This window comes from Pseudomonas tohonis, from assembly GCF_012767755.2.
Taxonomy (GTDB): Bacteria; Pseudomonadota; Gammaproteobacteria; order Pseudomonadales; family Pseudomonadaceae; genus Metapseudomonas; species Metapseudomonas tohonis.
This window is the reverse complement of sequence record NZ_AP023189.1, coordinates 4,235,265-4,254,270: the sequence shown is the minus strand read 5'-3', so window position 1 is coordinate 4,254,270 and position 19,006 is coordinate 4,235,265. Positions and strand designations below refer to the sequence as shown.

Annotated in this window: 15 protein-coding genes; 10 read left to right on the top strand and 5 right to left on the bottom strand. The window is 67.9% G+C overall.

Features of this window, described 5'->3' with window-relative positions:
- Nucleotides 1-39: 39 nt before the first annotated feature.
- Complete coding sequence (locus HSX14_RS19230) at nt 40-573, top strand: PaaI family thioesterase (protein WP_173179362.1); 534 nt, start codon at nt 40-42, stop codon at nt 571-573.
- Nucleotides 573-1,847 (top strand): beta-ketoacyl-ACP synthase II, encoded by a 1,275-nt coding sequence (fabF, locus tag HSX14_RS19225; protein WP_173179364.1) that lies wholly within the window; start codon nt 573-575, stop codon nt 1,845-1,847. The genes HSX14_RS19230 and fabF overlap by 1 nt, the downstream gene beginning before the upstream one ends.
- 45 nt (nt 1,848-1,892) lie before the next feature.
- Here fabF and HSX14_RS19220 read toward each other — a convergent pair whose 3' ends face one another.
- The 3 genes from HSX14_RS19220 to HSX14_RS19210 form a co-directional block, all read right to left on the bottom strand.
- Nucleotides 1,893-2,462 carry a TetR/AcrR family transcriptional regulator gene (locus HSX14_RS19220; protein WP_173179366.1) on the bottom strand — a complete coding sequence of 190 codons (570 nt, stop codon included), beginning with the start codon at nt 2,460-2,462 and terminating at the stop codon, nt 1,893-1,895.
- 131 nt (nt 2,463-2,593) lie between these two features.
- Nucleotides 2,594-3,727: a thiolase family protein gene (locus HSX14_RS19215; RefSeq protein ID WP_173179368.1), complete on the bottom strand. Its 1,134-nt coding sequence runs from the start codon at nt 3,725-3,727 to the stop codon at nt 2,594-2,596.
- A 153-nt stretch (nt 3,728-3,880) separates the two neighbouring features.
- Nucleotides 3,881-5,071 carry an MFS transporter gene (locus HSX14_RS19210; protein ID WP_173179370.1) on the bottom strand — a complete coding sequence of 397 codons (1,191 nt, stop codon included), beginning with the start codon at nt 5,069-5,071 and terminating at the stop codon, nt 3,881-3,883.
- Between the two features lie 90 nt (nt 5,072-5,161).
- Between HSX14_RS19210 and HSX14_RS19205 the strand changes: the two genes are divergently transcribed.
- The 3 genes from HSX14_RS19205 to HSX14_RS19195 all read left to right on the top strand — a co-directional run bounded on the left by HSX14_RS19205 (nt 5,162) and on the right by HSX14_RS19195 (nt 10,003).
- A complete protein-coding gene (locus HSX14_RS19205; RefSeq protein ID WP_173179372.1) occupies nt 5,162-5,716 on the top strand; it encodes a TetR/AcrR family transcriptional regulator in 555 nt (184 codons plus the stop codon).
- Between the two features lie 150 nt (nt 5,717-5,866).
- Entirely contained in the window at nt 5,867-9,334 is a 3,468-nt protein-coding gene (locus HSX14_RS19200) for a response regulator (protein WP_173179374.1), read from the top strand.
- Nucleotides 9,335-9,385: 51 nt separating this feature from the next.
- Nucleotides 9,386-10,003 (top strand): hypothetical protein, encoded by a 618-nt coding sequence (locus tag HSX14_RS19195; protein ID WP_173179376.1) that lies wholly within the window; start codon nt 9,386-9,388, stop codon nt 10,001-10,003.
- A gap of 9 nt (nt 10,004-10,012) precedes the next feature.
- On the opposite strand, the gene HSX14_RS19190 is transcribed toward HSX14_RS19195, so the two are convergent.
- On the bottom strand, nt 10,013-12,694 hold the full coding sequence (locus tag HSX14_RS19190) for a patatin-like phospholipase family protein (protein ID WP_173179377.1): 2,682 nt from the start codon (nt 12,692-12,694) through the stop codon (nt 10,013-10,015).
- Nucleotides 12,695-13,046: 352 nt separating this feature from the next.
- Here HSX14_RS19190 and HSX14_RS19185 point away from each other — a divergent pair, with 352 nt between their 5' ends.
- Nucleotides 13,047-13,679, top strand: coding sequence for a hypothetical protein (locus HSX14_RS19185; RefSeq protein ID WP_173179379.1), 633 nt, complete (start codon nt 13,047-13,049; stop codon nt 13,677-13,679).
- A 48-nt stretch (nt 13,680-13,727) separates the two neighbouring features.
- Here HSX14_RS19185 and HSX14_RS19180 read toward each other — a convergent pair whose 3' ends face one another.
- Nucleotides 13,728-14,978, bottom strand: a complete 1,251-nt coding sequence (locus HSX14_RS19180; protein ID WP_173179381.1) for an MFS transporter — start codon at nt 14,976-14,978, stop codon at nt 13,728-13,730.
- Between the two features lie 179 nt (nt 14,979-15,157).
- Between HSX14_RS19180 and HSX14_RS19175 the strand changes: the two genes are divergently transcribed.
- From HSX14_RS19175 to HSX14_RS19160, 4 genes are all read left to right on the top strand, one after another.
- Nucleotides 15,158-16,045 carry a LysR family transcriptional regulator gene (locus HSX14_RS19175; RefSeq protein WP_173179383.1) on the top strand — a complete coding sequence of 296 codons (888 nt, stop codon included), beginning with the start codon at nt 15,158-15,160 and terminating at the stop codon, nt 16,043-16,045.
- A 267-nt stretch (nt 16,046-16,312) separates the two neighbouring features.
- Nucleotides 16,313-16,609 (top strand): antibiotic biosynthesis monooxygenase family protein, encoded by a 297-nt coding sequence (locus HSX14_RS19170; protein WP_173179385.1) that lies wholly within the window; start codon nt 16,313-16,315, stop codon nt 16,607-16,609.
- A gap of 156 nt (nt 16,610-16,765) precedes the next feature.
- Entirely contained in the window at nt 16,766-17,284 is a 519-nt protein-coding gene (locus HSX14_RS19165; RefSeq protein WP_173179387.1) for an ankyrin repeat domain-containing protein, read from the top strand.
- Nucleotides 17,285-17,836: 552 nt separating this feature from the next.
- Nucleotides 17,837-18,808 carry an IS110 family RNA-guided transposase gene (locus HSX14_RS19160; protein WP_116858044.1) on the top strand — a complete coding sequence of 324 codons (972 nt, stop codon included), beginning with the start codon at nt 17,837-17,839 and terminating at the stop codon, nt 18,806-18,808.
- The last annotated feature ends 198 nt before the right edge of the window (nt 18,809-19,006 follow it).

Sequence of the window (19,006 nt, the reverse complement as noted above, 5' to 3'; positions counted from 1 at the left end):
CAAATCGGGCCCGCGGGCCGAGCGAGAAGGAAAAGCGCCATGAGCGAATCGAGCCGAGAAGAGAAGCTGCAGGCCTGGCTGGAGGCCGAGCGCGCCATGTGGGCGCGGCTGAAGCCCGGCACCCTGAGCATGTCCGAGGTGGTGCAACTGAGCCCGCGCGAATTTTTCGACGGCATCGGTCGGGGCGACCTGCCCTCGCCACCGATAGGTGAACTGATGGGCTTCGTGCCCATCGAATGGTCGGAGGAGCGCTTCGTGTTCCAGGGCGTTCCGGATGCCCGTCACTACAATCCGCTGGGCACCGTGCATGGCGGCTATGCGGCGACCCTGCTGGACTCCTGCATGGGCTGCGCCATCCATATGCACGTCAAGCCGGGGCAGGGCTACACCACCACCGACCTGCGCATCAGCTACGTGCGGGCCATGACCGTGGACACCGGGCCGGTGAGGGCGGAAGGGCGCATCATCCACGTGGGCCGCTCGACCGCACTGGCCGAGGGCCGCATCTATGACGTGGACGGGAAGCTCTACGCCACCGGCTCCACGACCTGCTTGATACTTGGAGGGAAATGATGAACTCGCAACGAATCGTCGTCACCGGCATGGGGCTGGTCTCGCCCCTGGGCTGCGGCGTGGAAACCGCCTGGCAGCGCCTGCTGGCGGGTCGCTCGGGCCTGCGTGCCCTGCCCGAAGACACCGTGCGGGATCTTGCGACCAAGGTCGGCGGCAGCGTACCGACGCGGGAAGAAGACCCCGAGGGTGGCTTCGATCCCGACAGTGCGGCGGCACCGAAGGAGCAGAAGAAGATGGACCGCTTCATCCTCTTCGCCCTGGCCGCCGCCGATGAAGCCCTGCAGCAAGCCGGCTGGGTCGCCGACAGCGACGAGAAGAAGGCCCGTACCGCCACGGTGATCGGCTCCGGCATCGGCGGCTTCGGTGCCATCGCCGACGCCGTGCGCACCACCGATAGCCGGGGCCCGCGACGCCTGTCGCCTTTCACCATTCCCTCCTTCCTGGTCAACCTGGCCGCCGGGCACGTCAGCATCCGCCATGGTTTCCAGGGCCCCATCGGCGCCCCGGTGACCGCCTGCGCCGCGAGCGTGCAGGCCATCGGCGATGCGGCGCGGATGATCCGCTCCGGCGAGGTGGACATCGCCCTGTGCGGCGGCGCCGAGGCTTCGATCGACCGCGTGGCGCTGGCCGGCTTCGCGGCGGCCCGGGCGCTGTCCACCGATTTCAACGAACACCCGGAACAGGCATCCCGGCCCTTCGACAGCCGTCGCGATGGCTTCGTCATGGGGGAGGGCGCCGGCATGCTGGTGATCGAATCACTCGACCATGCCCTGGCACGCGGCGCCACGCCCATCGCCGAGCTGGTGGGCTATGGCACCAGTGCCGACGCCTACCACCTCACGGCGGGGCCGGAGGACGGCAGCGGCGCCCAGCGTGCCATGCGCACCGCCATCGCCCAGGCCGGCATCGAGCCGCGGCAGATCCAGCACCTCAATGCCCATGCCACCTCCACCCCGGTGGGCGACAAAGGCGAGCTGGCGGCGATCAAGGCGGTGTTCGGCGAGGAGGGTGGGATCGCGGTTTCCGCCACCAAGTCCGCCACCGGGCACCTGCTTGGCGCCGCCGGCGGGCTGGAGGCGATCTTCACCGTACTGGCCATCCGCGACCAGGTGGCGCCGCCCACCCTGAACCTCGAACAACCGGACGAAGACGCCGCCGGCGTGGACATCGTCCATGGCGCGGCGCGGCCGATGACCATCAACTACGCGCTGTCGAACGGCTTCGGTTTCGGCGGGGTGAATGCCTGCGCGCTGTTCCGGCGCTGGATGGGCTGAACGGAGCGGCCCTTGCGGCCGCTCATGGGGATCGTGGCGGCGGGCTCAGGCCTTGCCGCCTTTCTTCTCTTCCAGGCGTGCGGTCAGGTTGCTGCAGGCATCCTCGAGAATGCGCTTGGACAGGGCCTCGTCCGCCACGCTGCGGGACAGGCTCAGCGCGCCGACCATGGTGGCGACCATCGCCATCGCTTCCTGCGGGTCGCCCGTTTCCTTCTCGATCATCCTCAGCAGGTTGCCCACCACCTCGTCGCTGATGGGGCTGGCCTGGCCGCGCTGGCCCAGCTCCGAGGACATGGTCGGCAACGGGCAGCCGGCGTCCGGGTTGTCGCGGTGTTCCGGCGAGAGGTAGCGCTTGAACAGGGTCTTGAGCGGCTCCGGCTTGGCGAGCACCTTGGCCCACTGGCCGCTGGCGTCATTGGCCGCGGCGCGCAGGGCCTCCTGTACCAGCGCATCCTTGGACTTGAAGTGGGCGTAGAAGCCGCCGTGGGTCAGGCCCAATGCCTTCATCAGCGGCTGCAGGCCGGTGGCGTCGATGCCGTCCGCACGGAAGCGGCGGGACGCTTCGGCGATGATGCGTTTGTGGGTTTCGGCCTTGTGGTCTTCCGAGTAGCGCATGGCAGTGGCCTCAAATTCCGGGCGTTAGTATGGCGATTGTAATTCCATATTCACCGCCTGTATGCAGTTGCCGTCGCAGCGATGCCGATGGCCGACGAAAGGGGAGGCGCACTCGCACCTCCCTCGGCGCCTCACTCGACGCTTTCCAGCAGGGTGGCCACGCCCTGGCCGCCACCGATGCACTGGGTGGCGACGGCATAGCGGCCCCCCGTGCGCTTGAGCAGCGAGGCCGCCTTGCCGGTGATGCGCGCGCCGGTGGCGCCCAGCGGGTGCCCGATGGCCATGCCGCCGCCGTCCAGGTTGACCTTGGCGATGTCGATGTCCAGTTCGCGGATGCAGGCCAGCGCCTGGCTGGCGAAGGCTTCGTTGATCTCGAACAGGTCGATGTCGTTCACCGACAGGCCGCTGCGTTGCAGCAGCTTGCGGGTGGCGTGCAGGGGGCCCATGCCCATCACTTCCGGCGCGCAGCCGACCACCGCGACCGCCTTGATGCGGGCGAGGATGTCCAGCTTCCAGCGCCGGGCGAATGCCTCGGTGCAGACGAACACCGCCGCCGCGCCGTCGGTCAGCGGCGAGGCGGTGCCGGCGGTCACGCTGCCGCCGAAGGCCGGCTTCAACTGGGCCAGTGCCTCGGCGCTGGTGCCGGGGCGGATGCAGCCGTCCTCGGTGACCGGGCCGTCCGGTGTCTCGATGGTGATGATCTCGTCCTGCAGCAGGCCGCGCAGGCGCGCGTCGGCCGCCTTCCCGTGGGATTGCACGGCCATCGCCTCCTGGTCCGCGCGGCTGATGGCGTAGCGCTCGGCGACGATCTCGGCAGTGTGGCCCATGGGGATATAGGCCTGGATCTCGCCGCTGGCCAGGCGCGGGTTGGGCGAGATGTTGAAGCCGCCCATCGGCACACGGGTCATGGACTCCACGCCGCCGCAGATGAAGGCCTCTCCGGCACCGAGCTGGATCTGCCCGGCGGCGAAGTGGATGGCGGTCATCGACGAGCCGCAGAAGCGGTTCACCGTCGCCCCGGCCACGCTCTGCGGCAGGCCGGAGAGGAAGCCGACGATGCGCGCCAGGTTCATGCCCTGTTCGGCCTCGGGATAGGCGCAACCGAGGATCAGGTCCTCGATCTCGCTGGGGTCGATGTCCAGGCGGTCCACCAGGCCCTTGACGACCTGGCCGGCGAGGTCGTCCGGGCGGATGTTGATCAGCCCGCCCTTCTTGGCGAAGTGGAAGGGCGAACGGGCGAAACCGGCGATGACGATGGATTGCATATCTCGGGTCCTTGCAGGTTGGGCCGGGCGGAGCCGGCGGGAGCGCCGGGGTTCGAGCGATCCGACGGGGCGCATGCTTAGGATGATATGCGTAATTCAAACGCTTGTATATTACGGGTGTAATCCAATCGTCGGCTGGACGGGGCCCTTGCTTCAGGTGCGCTCGGCCCGCCACACGCCCCGCAGTGCGACGAGGATCAGGCCGATCAGAACCAGCGCGAACCCCGTGGCGGTCGCCACCAATCCGAAGTGGCGCGCCGATACCCCGGCCAGCAGTGCCGGTACGCAGAACGCCAGGTAACTGATCACGTAGTAGGTGGCCATCAGCCCGGCGCGCTCATGGGCATGAGCCAACGGCATCACGCTGCGCAGTGCCCCGAGGAAGCCCGAACCGAAGCCGCCACCGGCCACCAGCGAAGCCACCAGGAACAGCCACAGCCAGCCGGCCTGCACCGCCACCAGCATGGCGCCCACACCTGCCAGAAGCAGGGCGGTGGCGATGCGCAGCACCTGCTGCGCCGTGTGCTGGCGCAACCACAGGATCGACAGCGCGCCGCTCAATGTCAGAGCCGTCACCGCCAGCCCGCCCACCAGCGCCGAGTTGGAGCCGGTGGCCGCGCGGATCAGCGAGGGCGCAAGCGACAGGTAGAAGCCGCCCAGGGACCAGACCGCGACATTCACCGGCAGCGTGCGCCACAGCGCCCCACGGGCCTGGGGCGGTACCTTCAGGGTCGGACGCAGCGAGGCGATGGCACCCGGGCGGCGCGAGATGGATTCCGGCAGCCACCACGCCAGCGATGCCTGGGCGGCGAACACCAGCAGCAGGACCAGGTAGACCAGGTGCAACGGCCAGGGCGCCCACTCCACCAGCATTCCGCAACCCAGCGCGCCGCACGCCATGCCTAGCTGCGGCGCCACGCTGTTGAACAGCGGTCCGCGCTCGGGGTTGCGATCCAGCAGCGCCGCCCCCAGCACGCTGGTCGCCATCCCCGTGGCGAACCCCTGCATCACCCGCGCCGCCAGCAGCCAGGCGACGCCATCGGCCTCGATGAACAGCGCCATCGCCAGCATCTCCAGCAACAGGGCGGCGAGGATCACCGGCCGCCGGCCCAGGTAGTCCGACAGCTTGCCCAGGGTGAGCAGCGCGGCCAGCAGGCTGAAGGCATAGATGGCGAACACCAGTGTCAGCATCGCCGGGCTGAAGCTCCACTGTGCCTGATAGACCGGATACAGCGGCGTGGGCGCACTGGAGGCGGCCAGGAAGCTCAGCAGGGTGGCGGCCAGCAAGGCGATGCCGCTGCGGGCGTGGCGTTGGTCGAGGCAGGTGTCGGCGGACTGGGCCATGGTCGTCTCGCTAAAGCTAAGTAATTGCGTTTGCGCAGTCTGCGCCCGGCAATTCCTTAACGCAAATTCTTTGTGATAAGGTCCGCCGCCATGGCCATCAAAGAAAACCGCCGCACTGGCGGGCGCAGCGCCCGGGTGCAGGAGTCCATCCACGCGGCAGTGCGTGCACTGCTCGAGGAGCGCGACCGCGCCGACCTCACCGTCCCGCAGATCGCCGCCCGCGCGGGCGTCACGCCCTCCACCATCTACCGCCGCTGGGGCGATCTCTCCGCCCTGCTGGCCGACGTCGCCCTGGAGCGCATGCTCCCCGGCGAGCCCCAGGACACCGGCACCCTCGCCGGCGACCTGCACGCCTGGGCCGAGCAATACCTCGACGAGATGAGCTCCGAACTTGGCCGCACCCTGATCCGAGATGTCGTCTCCGACCTCGCCGGCGACTACCCCGGCCAATGCGCCGATCTCGTCCGCTGCCAGCTGCAACTCATCCTCGACCGCGCCGCCCAGCGCCACGACCCCGCCCCCAGCGCCGAACAACTGATCGACGCCGTGGTGGCCCCGATGATCTACCGCATCCTCTTCGCCCCCGAAGCGCCCAGCGCCGAGCAGGTGAGGGGATGGGTGGATGGCTGCCTGCCAGGTTCCTGAGCGGCACAAACGAGCATTCCCACTGCAACTAGCTACATTTTCCTCAGGCAGCGCTCGGCGCTGCGCACCACAGCCCAGCGGTCACCAGGGAATCGGCGATGCGTTGGGCGCCCGTCTTCGGGTCTTGCGCATCCATTCCAGGGACAGCCGATGAACGCCACCGCCAGCATCGACGAAAGAAGTTTCCGCCGCATCCTCTCCCGCAATGTGGCCCTGCCGATCGGCATCGGCGTGCTCGGCGCCGCGCTGTTCATCGCCCTGATCGGCTACCTGCTGTACGTGCTGAGCTGGGTCGAGCACACCGATATGGTCATGGGCAAGGCCAACGAGGGCTTTCGCTACACGCTGGAGCGTGAGTCGAGCCTGCGCGGTTACCTGATCGCCGGGGATGACGAGTTCCTCGACCCCTTCGAAGAGGCCACGCCGCGCCTGGAGTCGCGGATGGAGGAGCTGGCCGAGCTGGTCGGGGACAACCCCGTCCAGCTGGAGAAGGTGCGCCGCATCGAAGCCATGCAGGAGCGCTGGGGCGCCTTCGCCCAGGAGATGATCGAGCGCCGCCGTGCCAACCAGGACGTCACCACCGCCATCCGCGAGAAGCGTGGCAAGCAGTTGGTGGACGGCATCCGCCGGACCTTCGCCGATTTCATTGCCACCGAGCAGCAACTGCGCCACGAGCGCAACGAGCGGGCGAGCAACACCGCCATCTTCACCGTCGTCGCCTACCTGCTGTTCAGCTTGGGCTTCAGCGGCTTGCTGGCGTTCATCGGACGGCGCGAGCTGCTGGGCCTTTCCCGTACCTATGGCGCCACGCTGGAACGCCAGCTCGCCGACAACCAGAAACTGCAGCAGCAGGCCTGGCTGCGCGAAGGGCAGTCGCGCCTGGCCGAAGCCATCATCGGCCAGCAGTCGTCCTCCAGCATCGGGCGGGCGGTGCTGGATTTCCTCGCCCAGTACCTGGGCATGGTGGTAGGGGCGCTCTACGTACGCCAGGAGAACGGCGAGCTGCGCCGCGTGGCGGACTACGGCTTCTCTCCCGAGGAGCAGGCCCGCGAGCAGGCCTTCGCCGATGGCGCGGGGATGGTCGGGCAGGTGGCGGTGGAGCGCCGTTCCCGGGTGCTGGAGGGCCTGGCGCCAGGCTACCTCAAGGTCAACTCCGGGCTGGGCAGCGACGACCCGCTCGCGGTGATGCTCGCGCCCACGGCCACCGAAGGCAGCGTCAACGGCATCGTCGAGCTGGGCTTCCTGCGGCCGCTGGATGAGCGTGACCAGGCCTTCCTCGATGCCATCGGCGGCAGCCTCGGGGCTTCCATCGAGGCGGCGCGTTATCGCCAGCGCCTGCACGATGTGCTCACCGAGACCCAGCAGCTCAACGAGGAGCTGCAGGTGCAGCAGGAGGAGCTGCGCACCGCCAACGAGGAGCTGGAGGACCAGTCGCGGCTGATCCGCGAATCCCAGGCCAGCCTGGAGACGCAGCAGGCCGAGCTGGAGCAGACCAACGAGCAGCTCAACGAGAAGACCCTGCGCCTGGTGGAGCAGCGCGACACGCTGGACGAGCGCAACCATGCCCTCGACCGCGCTCGCAAGGAGCTGGAACAGCGCGCCGAGGAACTGGAGCGGGCCAGCCGCTACAAGTCCGAGTTCCTCGCCAACATGTCCCATGAGCTGCGCACGCCGCTGAACAGTTCGCTGATCCTCTCCAAGCTGCTGGCGGAGAACCGCAAGGGCAACCTCGACGGGCAGCAGGTGAAATATGCCGAGCTGATCTACTCCTCCGGCACCGACCTGCTGAAGCTGATCAACGACATCCTCGACATCGCCAAGGTCGAGGCCGGGCGCCTGGAGATACGCCCGGAACAGACCGAGCTGGCGCGCATGGTGGAGAACCTGGAGAACCTCTTCCGGCCGCAGGCGACGGAGAAGCAGCTGGAGTTCCAGGTGCAGGTGGATGCCGCCGCGCCCCGGCAGTTCTTCAGCGACAGCCAGCGGGTGGAGCAGATCCTCAAGAACCTGCTCTCCAACGCCTTCAAGTTCACCCACGAGGGCAGCGTGCGCCTGCGCGTGCGCCCGGCGGAGGGCGGCATCGCCTTCGAAGTCGCCGACACCGGCATCGGCATCAGCCAGGAACAGCAGAACTTCATCTTCGAGGCCTTCCGCCAGGCCGACGGCACCACCAACCGGCGCTTCGGCGGCACCGGCCTGGGCCTGTCGATCTCGCGCAACCTGGCGCAGATGCTCGGTGGCAGCATCGTGCTGCGCAGCGAGCCGGGGCAGGGCAGCCTGTTCACCCTGTGGTTGCCGGAGAGCTACCAGGCCGAGGAGGCGGCACCGGAGCCCGTCGAACCCGCCCCCTTGCCCGAGCCGACGCCGGCCCCGGACGAGGAGCAGCCGGAGGTGCCGGCCTTCCCCGACGACCGCGGCCTGGCCGACCAGGGCGGGCGCTGCGTGCTGGTGATCGAGGACGAACCCAAGTTCGCGCAGATCCTCTACGACCTGGCCCACGAACTCGGCTACCGCTGCCTGGTGGCGCAGAGTGCCGGGGAGGGCCTGCGCCTGGCCGGCGCGCACGGGCCGGATGCCATCCTCCTCGACATGCGCCTGCCGGACGACTCCGGCCTCTCGGTGCTGCAACGGCTCAAGGACGATCCGCACACCCGCCACATCCCCGTGCACGTCGTCTCCACCGACGACCGCACCGAGCCCGCGCTGCACCTGGGCGCCATCGGCTATGCGCAGAAGCCCACCACGCGTGAGCTGCTGGTGGACGTCTTCTCGCGCCTGGAGGCCAAGCTCACGCAGAAGGTCAAGCGCGTGCTGGTGGTCGAGGGCGACGCCTCGCAGCGCGACGGCATCACCCGCCTGGTGGGCGACGAGGACATCCAGGTGGTCGCCGCCGAACGGGGCGAGGAGGCCCTGGCGCGGCTGCGCGAAACCCAGTTCGACTGCATGATCATCGACCTCAAGCTGCCCGACATGCATGGCAACGAGCTGCTCAAGCGCATGGCCGCCGAAGACCTCGGCACCTTCCCGCCGGTGATCGTCTACAGCTCGCGCAACCTCACCCGCGACGAGGAGGAGGACCTGCTCAAGCATTCGCGCTCGATCATCATCAAGGGCGCGCGCTCGCCCGAGCGCCTGCTGGACGAGGTCACGCTGTTCCTGCACAAGGTCGAATCATCGCTTTCCAGCGAACGCCAACGGATGCTGCAGACCGCGCGCAACCGCGACAAGGTGTTCGAGAAGCGTAAGGTGCTGGTGGTGGACGACGACGTGCGCAACATCTTCGCCCTCATCAGCGCGCTGGACGAGAAGGGCACCCAGGTGGTCACCGCGCGCAATGGCCAGGAGGCCATCGACAAGCTCGAGGAGAACCCCGACATCGACCTGGTGCTGATGGACGTGATGATGCCGGTGATGGACGGCTACGAGGCCACCCGGCGCATCCGCCAGGAGCCGCGCTGGGCCAGGCTGCCGATCATCGCGGTCACCGCCAAGGCGATGAAGGATGACCAGGAGCAGTGCATGAAGGCCGGCGCCAGCGACTACCTGGCCAAGCCCATCGACCTGGAGCGCCTGTTCTCGCTGATCCGCGTGTGGCTGCCGCAGCTGGAGCGCTTCTGAGTGTTTTCAGCGACCTCGATCGGGCGCTGACGATAGAGCAGGGAGGTCATCATGGTCGATCATGTGAATGCGGTATCCGGGTTGCGCTGGCAGCCCTACCGGGGCGAGTCGGTCCGCAATTGCGCAGCCTGTACCGCGGCCGGGGCCGTCAACCTGACGGTTGGGCACTCAAGCATTTCTTCCTCCCATGTCGCCCAGGCCCGGAACACCGGGGATTGCCAGACGACCATGGGGCCCGATACCAAGGCCCAGGCCATTGCGATCGCCGACTATGTCGCCGTCAACACCGGCCGAAAGGCCCTTCACTCGGGTGATTCCCTCGATCGCACCGAGGCCGAGGCGTGGATGCGAGGCCAGCCGGAGAAGACCGTTTTCGCGGTGCTGGCGTCGGGTTTCGTTCCTCATGACAGTGAGAACAAGTGCCATTGGCTGAACGCGATACTGGCCGGGGGAACGCTCCGCTATTTCGACTTCCAGACCATGCGGCCGAGCCGGTTGGGGGGGGACTTCGTCGGTAGCCGCAATCCCTCGACCTCGACCGCCCCCTTCGTCGGCGTGATCACCCAGTCGCAGAACGATGCCAACCACTGGCAGATGCACAGCGCCCAGCAACCGGGCTCTTTCGATGGCTCGGTGAAGCTGACGGTCATCGCCTTCCCGCCAGCCTGACGGCTCCGCTTACCCTCGATCATCAGCCTTGCGATTCAGGCGCACGCCGCGCGGCGGTTTGGCCAGGTAGCTCCACAGGGCATTGGCGATGGCGTTGTGGTTGAGGCCGTCACCGAACAGTTGCTGGCCGATGCACAGGCCGAGCTGGCGGTAGCTCTCGAACTGGGCTTCGTCGAAGAACTGGTCGGCGGTGCTCTGGTTGGGGAACACCGGGTTGGCGCGGGCGTAGTTGAGCACGTCCACCGGCAGCGACTCGATCAGCCGTGGCTTGAGCAGGAGGATGCGGCTGGTGAGCACGCGCGGGGCGTCGGCATCGTCGCGTTCGCCGCTGCTGAACACGTTGAGCAGCATGGCGCAGTGGCGATCGGTGGGCTTGGGCGGCTGGCGGAAGCCCTCGAGGCTGGCGAACACCCGGGACAGCAGCGGGTGGTCGAGCACGTCGGTGTCTTCCTCGATCTCCAGGGCGTGGTCGATGCGCGACAGGCGGATGAGGTTGGCCAGGTCGTCGAAGCGGTACTCCGGGTCGCAGCCGCAGTCGCACATGACGATCAGCTCGATGTCGCGCTCCGGGCGCACCAGTTCGTAGGTGGCGGTGTTCTCGAAGTGGCCGCCGTCGGTGAGGTAGAGCTTGTCGCGGCGGTGGCCGTGGAAGTGGGCGGTGAGTTCGTAGAACAGGTAGGTCTGCGCCGGCAGCCAGCGCGACAGGCGCTCGGAGTTCTTCGACGGGCCGGCCTGGCGCGGCGGGAAGTTGCTCTGCCACCAGGTGCCCAGGCGCACGTTGGCCAGGCCCAGGGCCAGGGAGGTGCCCAGGCTGGTGGCGCGGCCCAGGCCGGTGCTGAAGGCGGCGCCGGAAGTGGCCACCCACTGGCCGAGGGACAGCGGCTGGTTGATCTCGCCCTTGCCGCTGGGCGCGATGCGCACCTTGCGCTCGCCGTCGAGGATGAAGCTCACCGCCTCGGCGCCGGGGTTGCCCGGGGCGTACCAGTAGGGCGCCACGCACAGCGGCTTGCCCTTGCGGTCGCGCTGCACCAGTTGCTCGGAGGGGTCGACCGTGAGGTTCATGGTGACGTTGATCAGGTGCAGCGGGCCGGCGGTGCGGGTGCGGTAGTAGCTGTCCAGGGCGATGTCGTCGTGGGACAGGGTCTGTGCCACGCTCATGCGCTTGCGGCTCTGCCGGCTGGGCACGTCGAAGCGCTGGCCGTTGGAGGCGCCGAGGTAGGCGCGGGTCAGGCGTGCGGCGTAGAAGGCCTGCAGGGTGGAAAGGTTGATGAAGCCGATGAACTGCCCGGAGACCCAGGCCAGCAGCGCCGCCACGACGGCGAGCCCGGTCAGGCGCTGAAGGGCGAAGGGCGGCATGGCGTCCGGGCCGGGCACCTGGCCGTTCCAGGCCACCCATTGCACCAGCAGGCCCCAGAGCAGGGCGATGCAGACCAGCATGACGATGCCGGCGACCAGGGCGATGACGTCCAGCGGCAGCCTGCTGAGCCAGCTGGGGAGCGGCTTGTCGTCGCTGGCTCGGGCCAGGTGGCGGGCGATCCAGGCCAGCGCCGGCAGCAACGCGGCGGGGGCGGAAGCCTGCCAGTAGCCCCGGGCGAGCACCACGTAGAGCTCCTGGGCCAGTTGGTGGAGCAGCGCCAGGGCCAGCAGTGCGCCGGTGACGGTGATCGCCTGGCTCAGCGCACGGGTGACCCGCAACCGGTAGTTGCGCACGTTGTTGGCGTCGAGGCCGGCGTCATCGGGGGTCGAGCCGTGGTCCTGGGTGAAGACCAGCGCCGCGCACCAGAGCAGCCCGAGCACGGTGACGATGATGGTCAGCCACAGCAGGATTTCCACCGGGTTGGTGGTGTCGGGCGTGTGCAGTTGCAGGTAGATGGCGGGGATGGCCATGGCGGCGACGATCACCACGGCGCACAGGGTCGCCCAGTTGGCCAGGGCCGGGGGCTCGTCCTGGCTCTTGCGCGAGTAGATCAGCCAGTAGGCGAGCATCAGCGGTGCCACGCTGAGCAGCGCCACGCCGCCGGGCACCAGCAGCAGGCTGGCGCAGAGCGGGCCGGTCGGCCAGAGGTGGCAGACGACTCCCTGGGCGAGGGCGATCAGGGCCAGCGCCAGCAGCATCGGCATGCCGATCACGTACTGCACCGAGAGCCAGTTGCGCCAGGTCATCGCCAGGGCGTAGGTCAGGTCGCCGGCACCGGTGGGCGTCAGGTAGCGACCGTTCTCCCGCAGCCAGGCGGTGGGGCCGGCGCCCACCGGTGCTGCCCGGTAGTTGTCGGAGGAGTGGATGCGCCCCGGCGGCTGGTAGCGCATCACCCGGTAGGCGTCGAGTGCGGCCTGGCGGGCCTTTTCCTGTTCGTCGCCATTGACCGGTCGCAGCCGCTCGGGCTGGAACAGGCTGGAGAAGAACGAGCCCATGTAGCCGCCGCCACTGACGGTGGAGAGGTAGTCGAAACGCGGCAGCACGCGTGCGTTCGGGTCGTCTTCATCGCCTTTCGCTGGGCGATTGGCGCCGGGGTCGATGGGCGCGCGGGCCAGGGCCTGGAGCACGCCGAAGCAGAAGGTGGCGCTGCGGATGCCGCCACCGGAGAGGGCCAGGGCCCAGGGGCGTCTTGGCGTCTCGTTGCCGCCATCGAGGCCCAGGGCCTTGCGGCGCCAGGTGATCCGATCCCGTTCCGCCTTGTACTGGTCTTCCATCGCGCCGCTCCCTGGTCGTCATCGCTCGTCGAAGTCCGCCAAGTAAAGCAGGAGTCGGGCCGATTGCCATCATGGCAAGCGAGGTGGCAGGGACCTGCCGCATCCGGCAAGCACTGGCCCCTGCAGTTCTCGGCAAGGACTGTGGGCCGCCCTGGCGTGGGTTTGCAAGCCGTTGAAGGCAAAGGTTTTTGTCGCCGGGTGCCCCGGGCGGGCCAGTGGCTGGCACGGCCATTGCTCCCCAGGCCCTGTGCTTGAAATTCCGTATGGCAGCACACGCCGGCTTGGTGCAGTTGCAAGCCCCAGCCCTCCAACCCCGGCGGCGGTTCGCCGGGCACGGCCAAAAGGAAACCCCATGAAGATCAACGCAGGAGTGAACGACTGGTATTCCTACATCAGGCAGTCCAACGCGATGAAAGACCCCTCGATCTCAGCCCTCGACAGGTCCGTCCAGGTCCAGGAGGAGAACGCTTCCCGCTACCAGGACAGGGTGACCATTTCGGAGGAGGCCAGGAGCCTTCTCGATCAGGCCGGTGAAGGTGACCCCGGCCTCGCCGACGATCCGTCGAGCCAGGTGGCACCCGAGGCGGTCTACAGCCCCGCCAGCGAGCCGGAAGCGCCGGCCGCCACCGGCGATGGCGGGGCCGTCGACTCATCGGGCCCGCCCTGGCGCGTCCTCTCTCCCGGCCAGCCCCTGACCGCCACCAGCATGGCCGAGGCCGAGGCGCGTATCGACGAGGTCACCCGGCAGCGCGTCAACCTGATCCGGGAGGCTGTGGCCGCCGGCGCCAACGACGAGGAGATCGGACGGCGGATGGCCGCGTTCAATGCGGCGCTGCCGGATGACTACAAGGCCCCCACCGGCATGGCCGAGGCCCCGGCCGCCGCCCTGCGCGCCATGACCGAAGGCGCCGGTCTGGCGGTGAGCCGCGACCCCGACAGCGATCCCGAGGCGCGGCTGCGGTCGCTGGGCATGCAGTCGGGTTGAAACGGCTCGTTGGGCAGGGCTGCCCGTACGCGAGGAGGACGGTGTCCGTCATCCCCGTGAACGCGGGGACCCACCCAGGGCCGCGCCCTGGGGTTGCCGGGCCAGGTGCAGGGCGATCAGCAGCGCCAGGCCCAGCAAGCCTCCGATGAACAGGCCGATACCGCTCCAGCCGGCGCGGTGCCAGAACAACCCGCCGAGGGTGCCGGCTATCCCCGAGCCCGCGTAGTAGAAGGTCTGGTACAGCGAGGCCGCCTGGCCCTTGGCCTGCACGGCGCGGCGCCCGACCCAGCTGCTGGCCACCGAATGGGCGCCGAAGAAGCCGAAGGTGAACAGCAGCATGCCCAGCAGGATCAGCGCCAGCGGCTCGAGCAGGGTGAGGCCGAAGCCGGCCAGCATCAGCAGGATCACAACCCAGAGCACCTTCTGCCGGCCGACGCGATCCGCCAGCGAGCCGACCATCGCCGAGCTGTAGGTGCCCGACAGGTAGACGATGGAAAGCATGCCCACCGCCGCCTGGCTGAGGTGGTAGGGCGCATCCAGCAGGTGGAAGCCGATGTAGTTGAAGAAGGTCACCAGGCTGCCCATCAGCAGGAAGGCTTCGAGGAACAGCAGCGGCAGGCGCGCATCGCGAAAATGCAGGGCGAAGCCGCCGAAGAGGTTCTTCGCGGTGATGGGGCGCGCCTGGAAGTGTCGTGATTCGGGCAGCACACGCCAGAACACCAGGGCGGCGATCAGCGCCAGCGCGCCGATGGTGGCGAGCGTCCAGTGCCAGGAGATGTAGTCGACCATCACCCCGGCCACCAGTCGCCCGCTCATGCCGCCGATGGCGTTGCCACCGATGTACAGCCCGACCGCGAGGCCGGTATGGCGCGGGTCGATCTCCTCGCTCAGGTAGGTCATGGCCACGGCGGTCAGCCCGCTCAGCGACAGCCCCACCAGCACGCGCATGGCCAGCACCATTTCCCAGCTCTGCATGGCCGCGCTGGCGAGGGTGAAGAGCCCGGCGCAGAGCAGCGAGACCACCATCACCCGCTTGCGCCCGAGTGCGTCGGAGAGCGAGCCGGTCAGCAGCAGGCCGCAGGCCAGGGCGAGGGTGGAAACCGACAGGACCATGCTGCTCTGCGTGGCGCTGATGGCGAAGGCCCGGGCCAGCACCGGCATCATCGGTTGCACGCAGTAGAGCAGGGCGAAGGTGGCGAAGCCGCCGCAGAACAGCGCGAGGCTGGTGCGCAGGAAGGCGGGGGTGCCTTTGGCGATATGGCTGGGCAGCGCGGTGTCCTGGGCGGACGCTTTCATCATGCACCTCGGCAGGCGATATCAGGGCCCCGGCGCCTGTCGCGCAGGCGTGTGCCGTCGCACCCGCTGGAGGGGGGGAGTGGCTGGTTCGTTCGGGATATGGGAAAAGCCTATCGGCCGGGACTGATACTTTCCAATATATTGTTCGGCATCTTTGATAGGCAGGACATATCATTCCAGCCATGGAACTCCGTCATCTCCGCTACTTCATCGCCGTCGCCGAAGAGCTGCATTTCGGCCGCGCCGCCGAGCTGCTGGGCATCTCCCAGCCACCCCTGAGCCAGCAGATCCAGGCGCTGGAGGAGGAGCTGGGCGCGCGCCTGTTCGAGCGCACCAACCGCCGCGTGGCGCTGACCGAGGCGGGGCGGCTGTTCCTCGTCGAGGCGCGCCAGGTGCTGGCCCAGGTGGGGCAGGCGACCGATGTGGCGCGCAGGGCCCAGCGCGGCGAACTGGGCGAGCTGAAGGTCGGTTTCACCTCGTCGGCACCCTTCACCTCGATCATTCCCCAGGCCATCTTCCGCTTTCGTCGCACCTACCCCGATGTGCAACTGGAGGTGCACGAGATGGTCAGCCGCGACGTGGTCGAGGCGCTGCTCAACGGGCGCCTGCAGGTGGGGCTGATCCGCCCGCTGCCGTTGCCGGAGTCCCTGGTGGCGGTGGAGCTGTTCCGCGAACCGCTGGTGGCGGTGCTGCACGCCGACCACCCGTTGGCGACGGACCCGGCCTTCGACGCCGGCCTGCATCTGCAGGCGCTGGCAGACGAACCCTTCGTGTACTTCCCGCGTACCGCCGGCACCGGGCTCTACGACCAGTTGATCGCCCTGACCCACGAGATGGGCTTCAGCCCGCGCATCACCCAGGAGTCCCACAGCGCGCTGACCATCATCGGCCTGGTGGCGGCGGGGCTCGGCGTTTCGGTGCTGCCGGCCTCCTTCACTCGCATGCAGTTCGATGGCGTGGTCTATCGCACGCTGCTCGACCCGTCGGCGACCACGGCGGTGTGGTTGGTGCGCCGCAGTGACGAGCGCTCGCCGCTGTCGCGCTCCTTCATCCGGATGCTGACTGCGTGAGATTCGCAGGATCAGGCAAGCATCGCGCAGGAATCGTCTAACCGGAAAAGCCTTTCCGTCCGTAGTCTCTCCCTGTATCGGCGCCCATTACGGGCGCCGCATGCCGAGGTCGAAGGCGATGCGAGAGCCGCATGCAAGCAACCCGCGCAAGGCCGATCGTGCAGCACTGCCGACAGCCTTGTGGCTGCTGGTGCTGACGTCCCTGTTCCTCGCCACGCCGCTGATCGAGGCCTGTGTCCTGGGCCACGTGCAAGAGGAGAGCAGACCATGACCCTGTCCCCAACCTTTACCAGCCTCGCATCCATCCGCGCCCGCAACGGTCGCTCGGAGGAGCTGGGCGAGCGCCTGCTGGCGCTGGTCGAGCCGGCGCGTCGCATCGAGGGCTGCATCAGCCACGAGGTGCTGCGCGCCCCCGACGACCCCGACCTGTGGCTGCTGCAGGGCTGCTGGGCCAACCAGGCGGCGCTGGAGCACTACTGCGATGGCACTTGCGGGCAGTGCCTGGCCGATGTGCTGCAGGGGACGCTGGTGCTCGAGGCCCGCTATTTCACCGACCACGCCTAGCGACAGCGACGGCGCTGCAATGGCGCAGGCGTACCCGCTCGATCCGCAGCGGCTTTCACACCCATAGAGAATCCCTAAGAGCCGCGCCCCGGCTGCTTCCCTATCATCGGCCCCACTGATTTTCGCAGCCGAGCTGCCACTTCGAGGAGAGCCTGAATGAGCGAGCAAAACGCGGCGGTCGCCCTGGACGATGCCACCCTGGAATTCGCCGACAAGGTGTTCGACCTGGCCCGTAGTGGCGAGGCGCAAGGCCTCGCCACGCTGCTTGCCCAGGGCCTGCCGGCGGATCTGCGCAACCACAAGGGCGACAGCCTGCTGATGCTGGCCAGCTACCACGGCCACCGGGAGGCTGTGCGGGTGTTGCTGGAGCACGGCGCCGACCCGGACCTGCGCAACAACAACGGGCAGACGCCACTCGCCGGTGCCGCCTTCAAGGGCGACCTGGCCATGGTCGAACTGCTGCTGGCCCACGGCGCCGATGTGGAAGGCCCGACACCCGATGGCAAGACGGTGCTGATGATGGCGGCCATGTTCAACCGCGGCGAAATCATCGACAGCCTGCTGGAGCACGGTGCCCGCATCGACGCCACCTATGCAGGCGGTGCCACCGCCCTGTCCGCCGCCCGGCAGATGGGCGCGGCGCAAGCGGTGGAGCGCCTGTCCGCCCGGCATTGATCCCGGATGGGGCCCCGTGGGAGCGGATTCATCCGCGATTGGATTGCCTCCGCGCCTGCCGCATCCCCCTCACCCCGTAGGGCGGGTGAAACCCGCGTTGTCGTGGGCCCCGCCTTGTCGGGTTGCCCCGACCTGCAACGGCACGGTGCCGTAGGTTGGTGCCGAGCGTAGCGAGGCCCAACACCGCGAATTCCCGCTCGGCTCAGACGCATTGGGCACCACCCATGTAGGGGCGACTTCAGTCGCCAAGCAGACCGCAGGGCTGCTATGGCTCGGTGCTGCAGGTAGCACCGCCTGGTGGATGAAAAGAGCGTCATCCACCCTTGTATCTCGACTAATACCTCCACAGGGGTAATAGTCCCCGACTGATCATCGGGGGAGGGGCTGGAAGTCGTATCCATCCTTAGGCCACGAGCCTGCAACGTAGATAGTGCTCCGCCCCTCCACACTCACTCGAACAGCCCGAACGGTATCCAGAGCCTCGAGCTCGCATTCACAAGGTTGGGCCGGGTGCAGTGATGATCGCGTCTGAACGGATCGAGAGGAGAATCCATGCCCAGCGTCATCGGCATCGACATCGCCAAACACACCTTTGACCTCGCCACCCTGCAACCCAACGGCAAGTACCGCACCAAGGCCAAGCTGGCCAACGACAAAGCGGGCTTCGCCGTCTTGCGCGACTGGCTGAACAAACACAGCGAACCCGGAGCCTGGGTCGTGATGGAGGCCACCGGCATCCACCATGAAGCCCTGGCCGAATGGCTGTTGGAGCAAGGCTATCGGGTCTGTGTCCTCAACCCGGCACAAATCGCCCACTACGCCCGTAGTCAGTTGCAGCGGGTGAAGACCGACAAGGTCGACGCCAAGCTGATCGCCGAATACGGCGAGCGCCATCAGGACAGTCTGCGTCCCTGGCAACCCGAGCCCCGTGCCGTGCGGCGTTTGAAAGCCCTGGTACGGCGCCTGGAGGACCTGCGCGAAATCGAGCAGATGGAGCGCAACCGCCTGGAAGTGGCCGATGCCAGCGTCCAGGCCTCGATCCAGTCGGTGCTGGAACATATCGGTCAGGAGATCGAAGAGACCCTCAAGGCGATCGACGACCACATCGACAACGACCCGGATCTGCGCGGCAAGCGCGACCTGCTGACCAGCATTGACGGGATCGCCGACAAGACCGCCGCCCTGCTCCTGGCGGAGCTGGGCGACCCACTGCGCTTTGCCAACAGCCGCGCCGTCACTGCCTTTGCCGGGCTCAATCCGCGGCTGCAGGAGTCCGGGAACCACCGGGGACAGACACGTATCTCCAAGACGGGCTCATCGCGCCTGCGGGCCGGCTTGTTCATGCCCGCGATCAGTGCCCTGACGTACAACGAGGCTGTCAGGGCCCTGAGCGAACGATTGAGGGCGAAGGGCAAGACCGGCAAGCAGATCGTCTGCGCCGCCATGCGCAAGCTGCTGAGCATCGCCTACGGCGTCTTGAAATCAGGCCGGCCATTTGACGCAAAACTGGCCCTTGCTCACTAGAAATCAAGACGGTATCTACAAAAGCTGTCGGCGACAGGGCGTGGAAAGGAGGCGGCTGTAGGGCGGATGCAACCCGCGAAAGCCTTCCTCTCAGATTTCCAAACACCAGAAATGAAAAAGGAGCGGCGCTTGTGGCGCTGCTCCTTTGCCCGAAGGCCTAGGGTGGCGGGACGAGCCGCCTGTTGGAAAAGGCGCCAG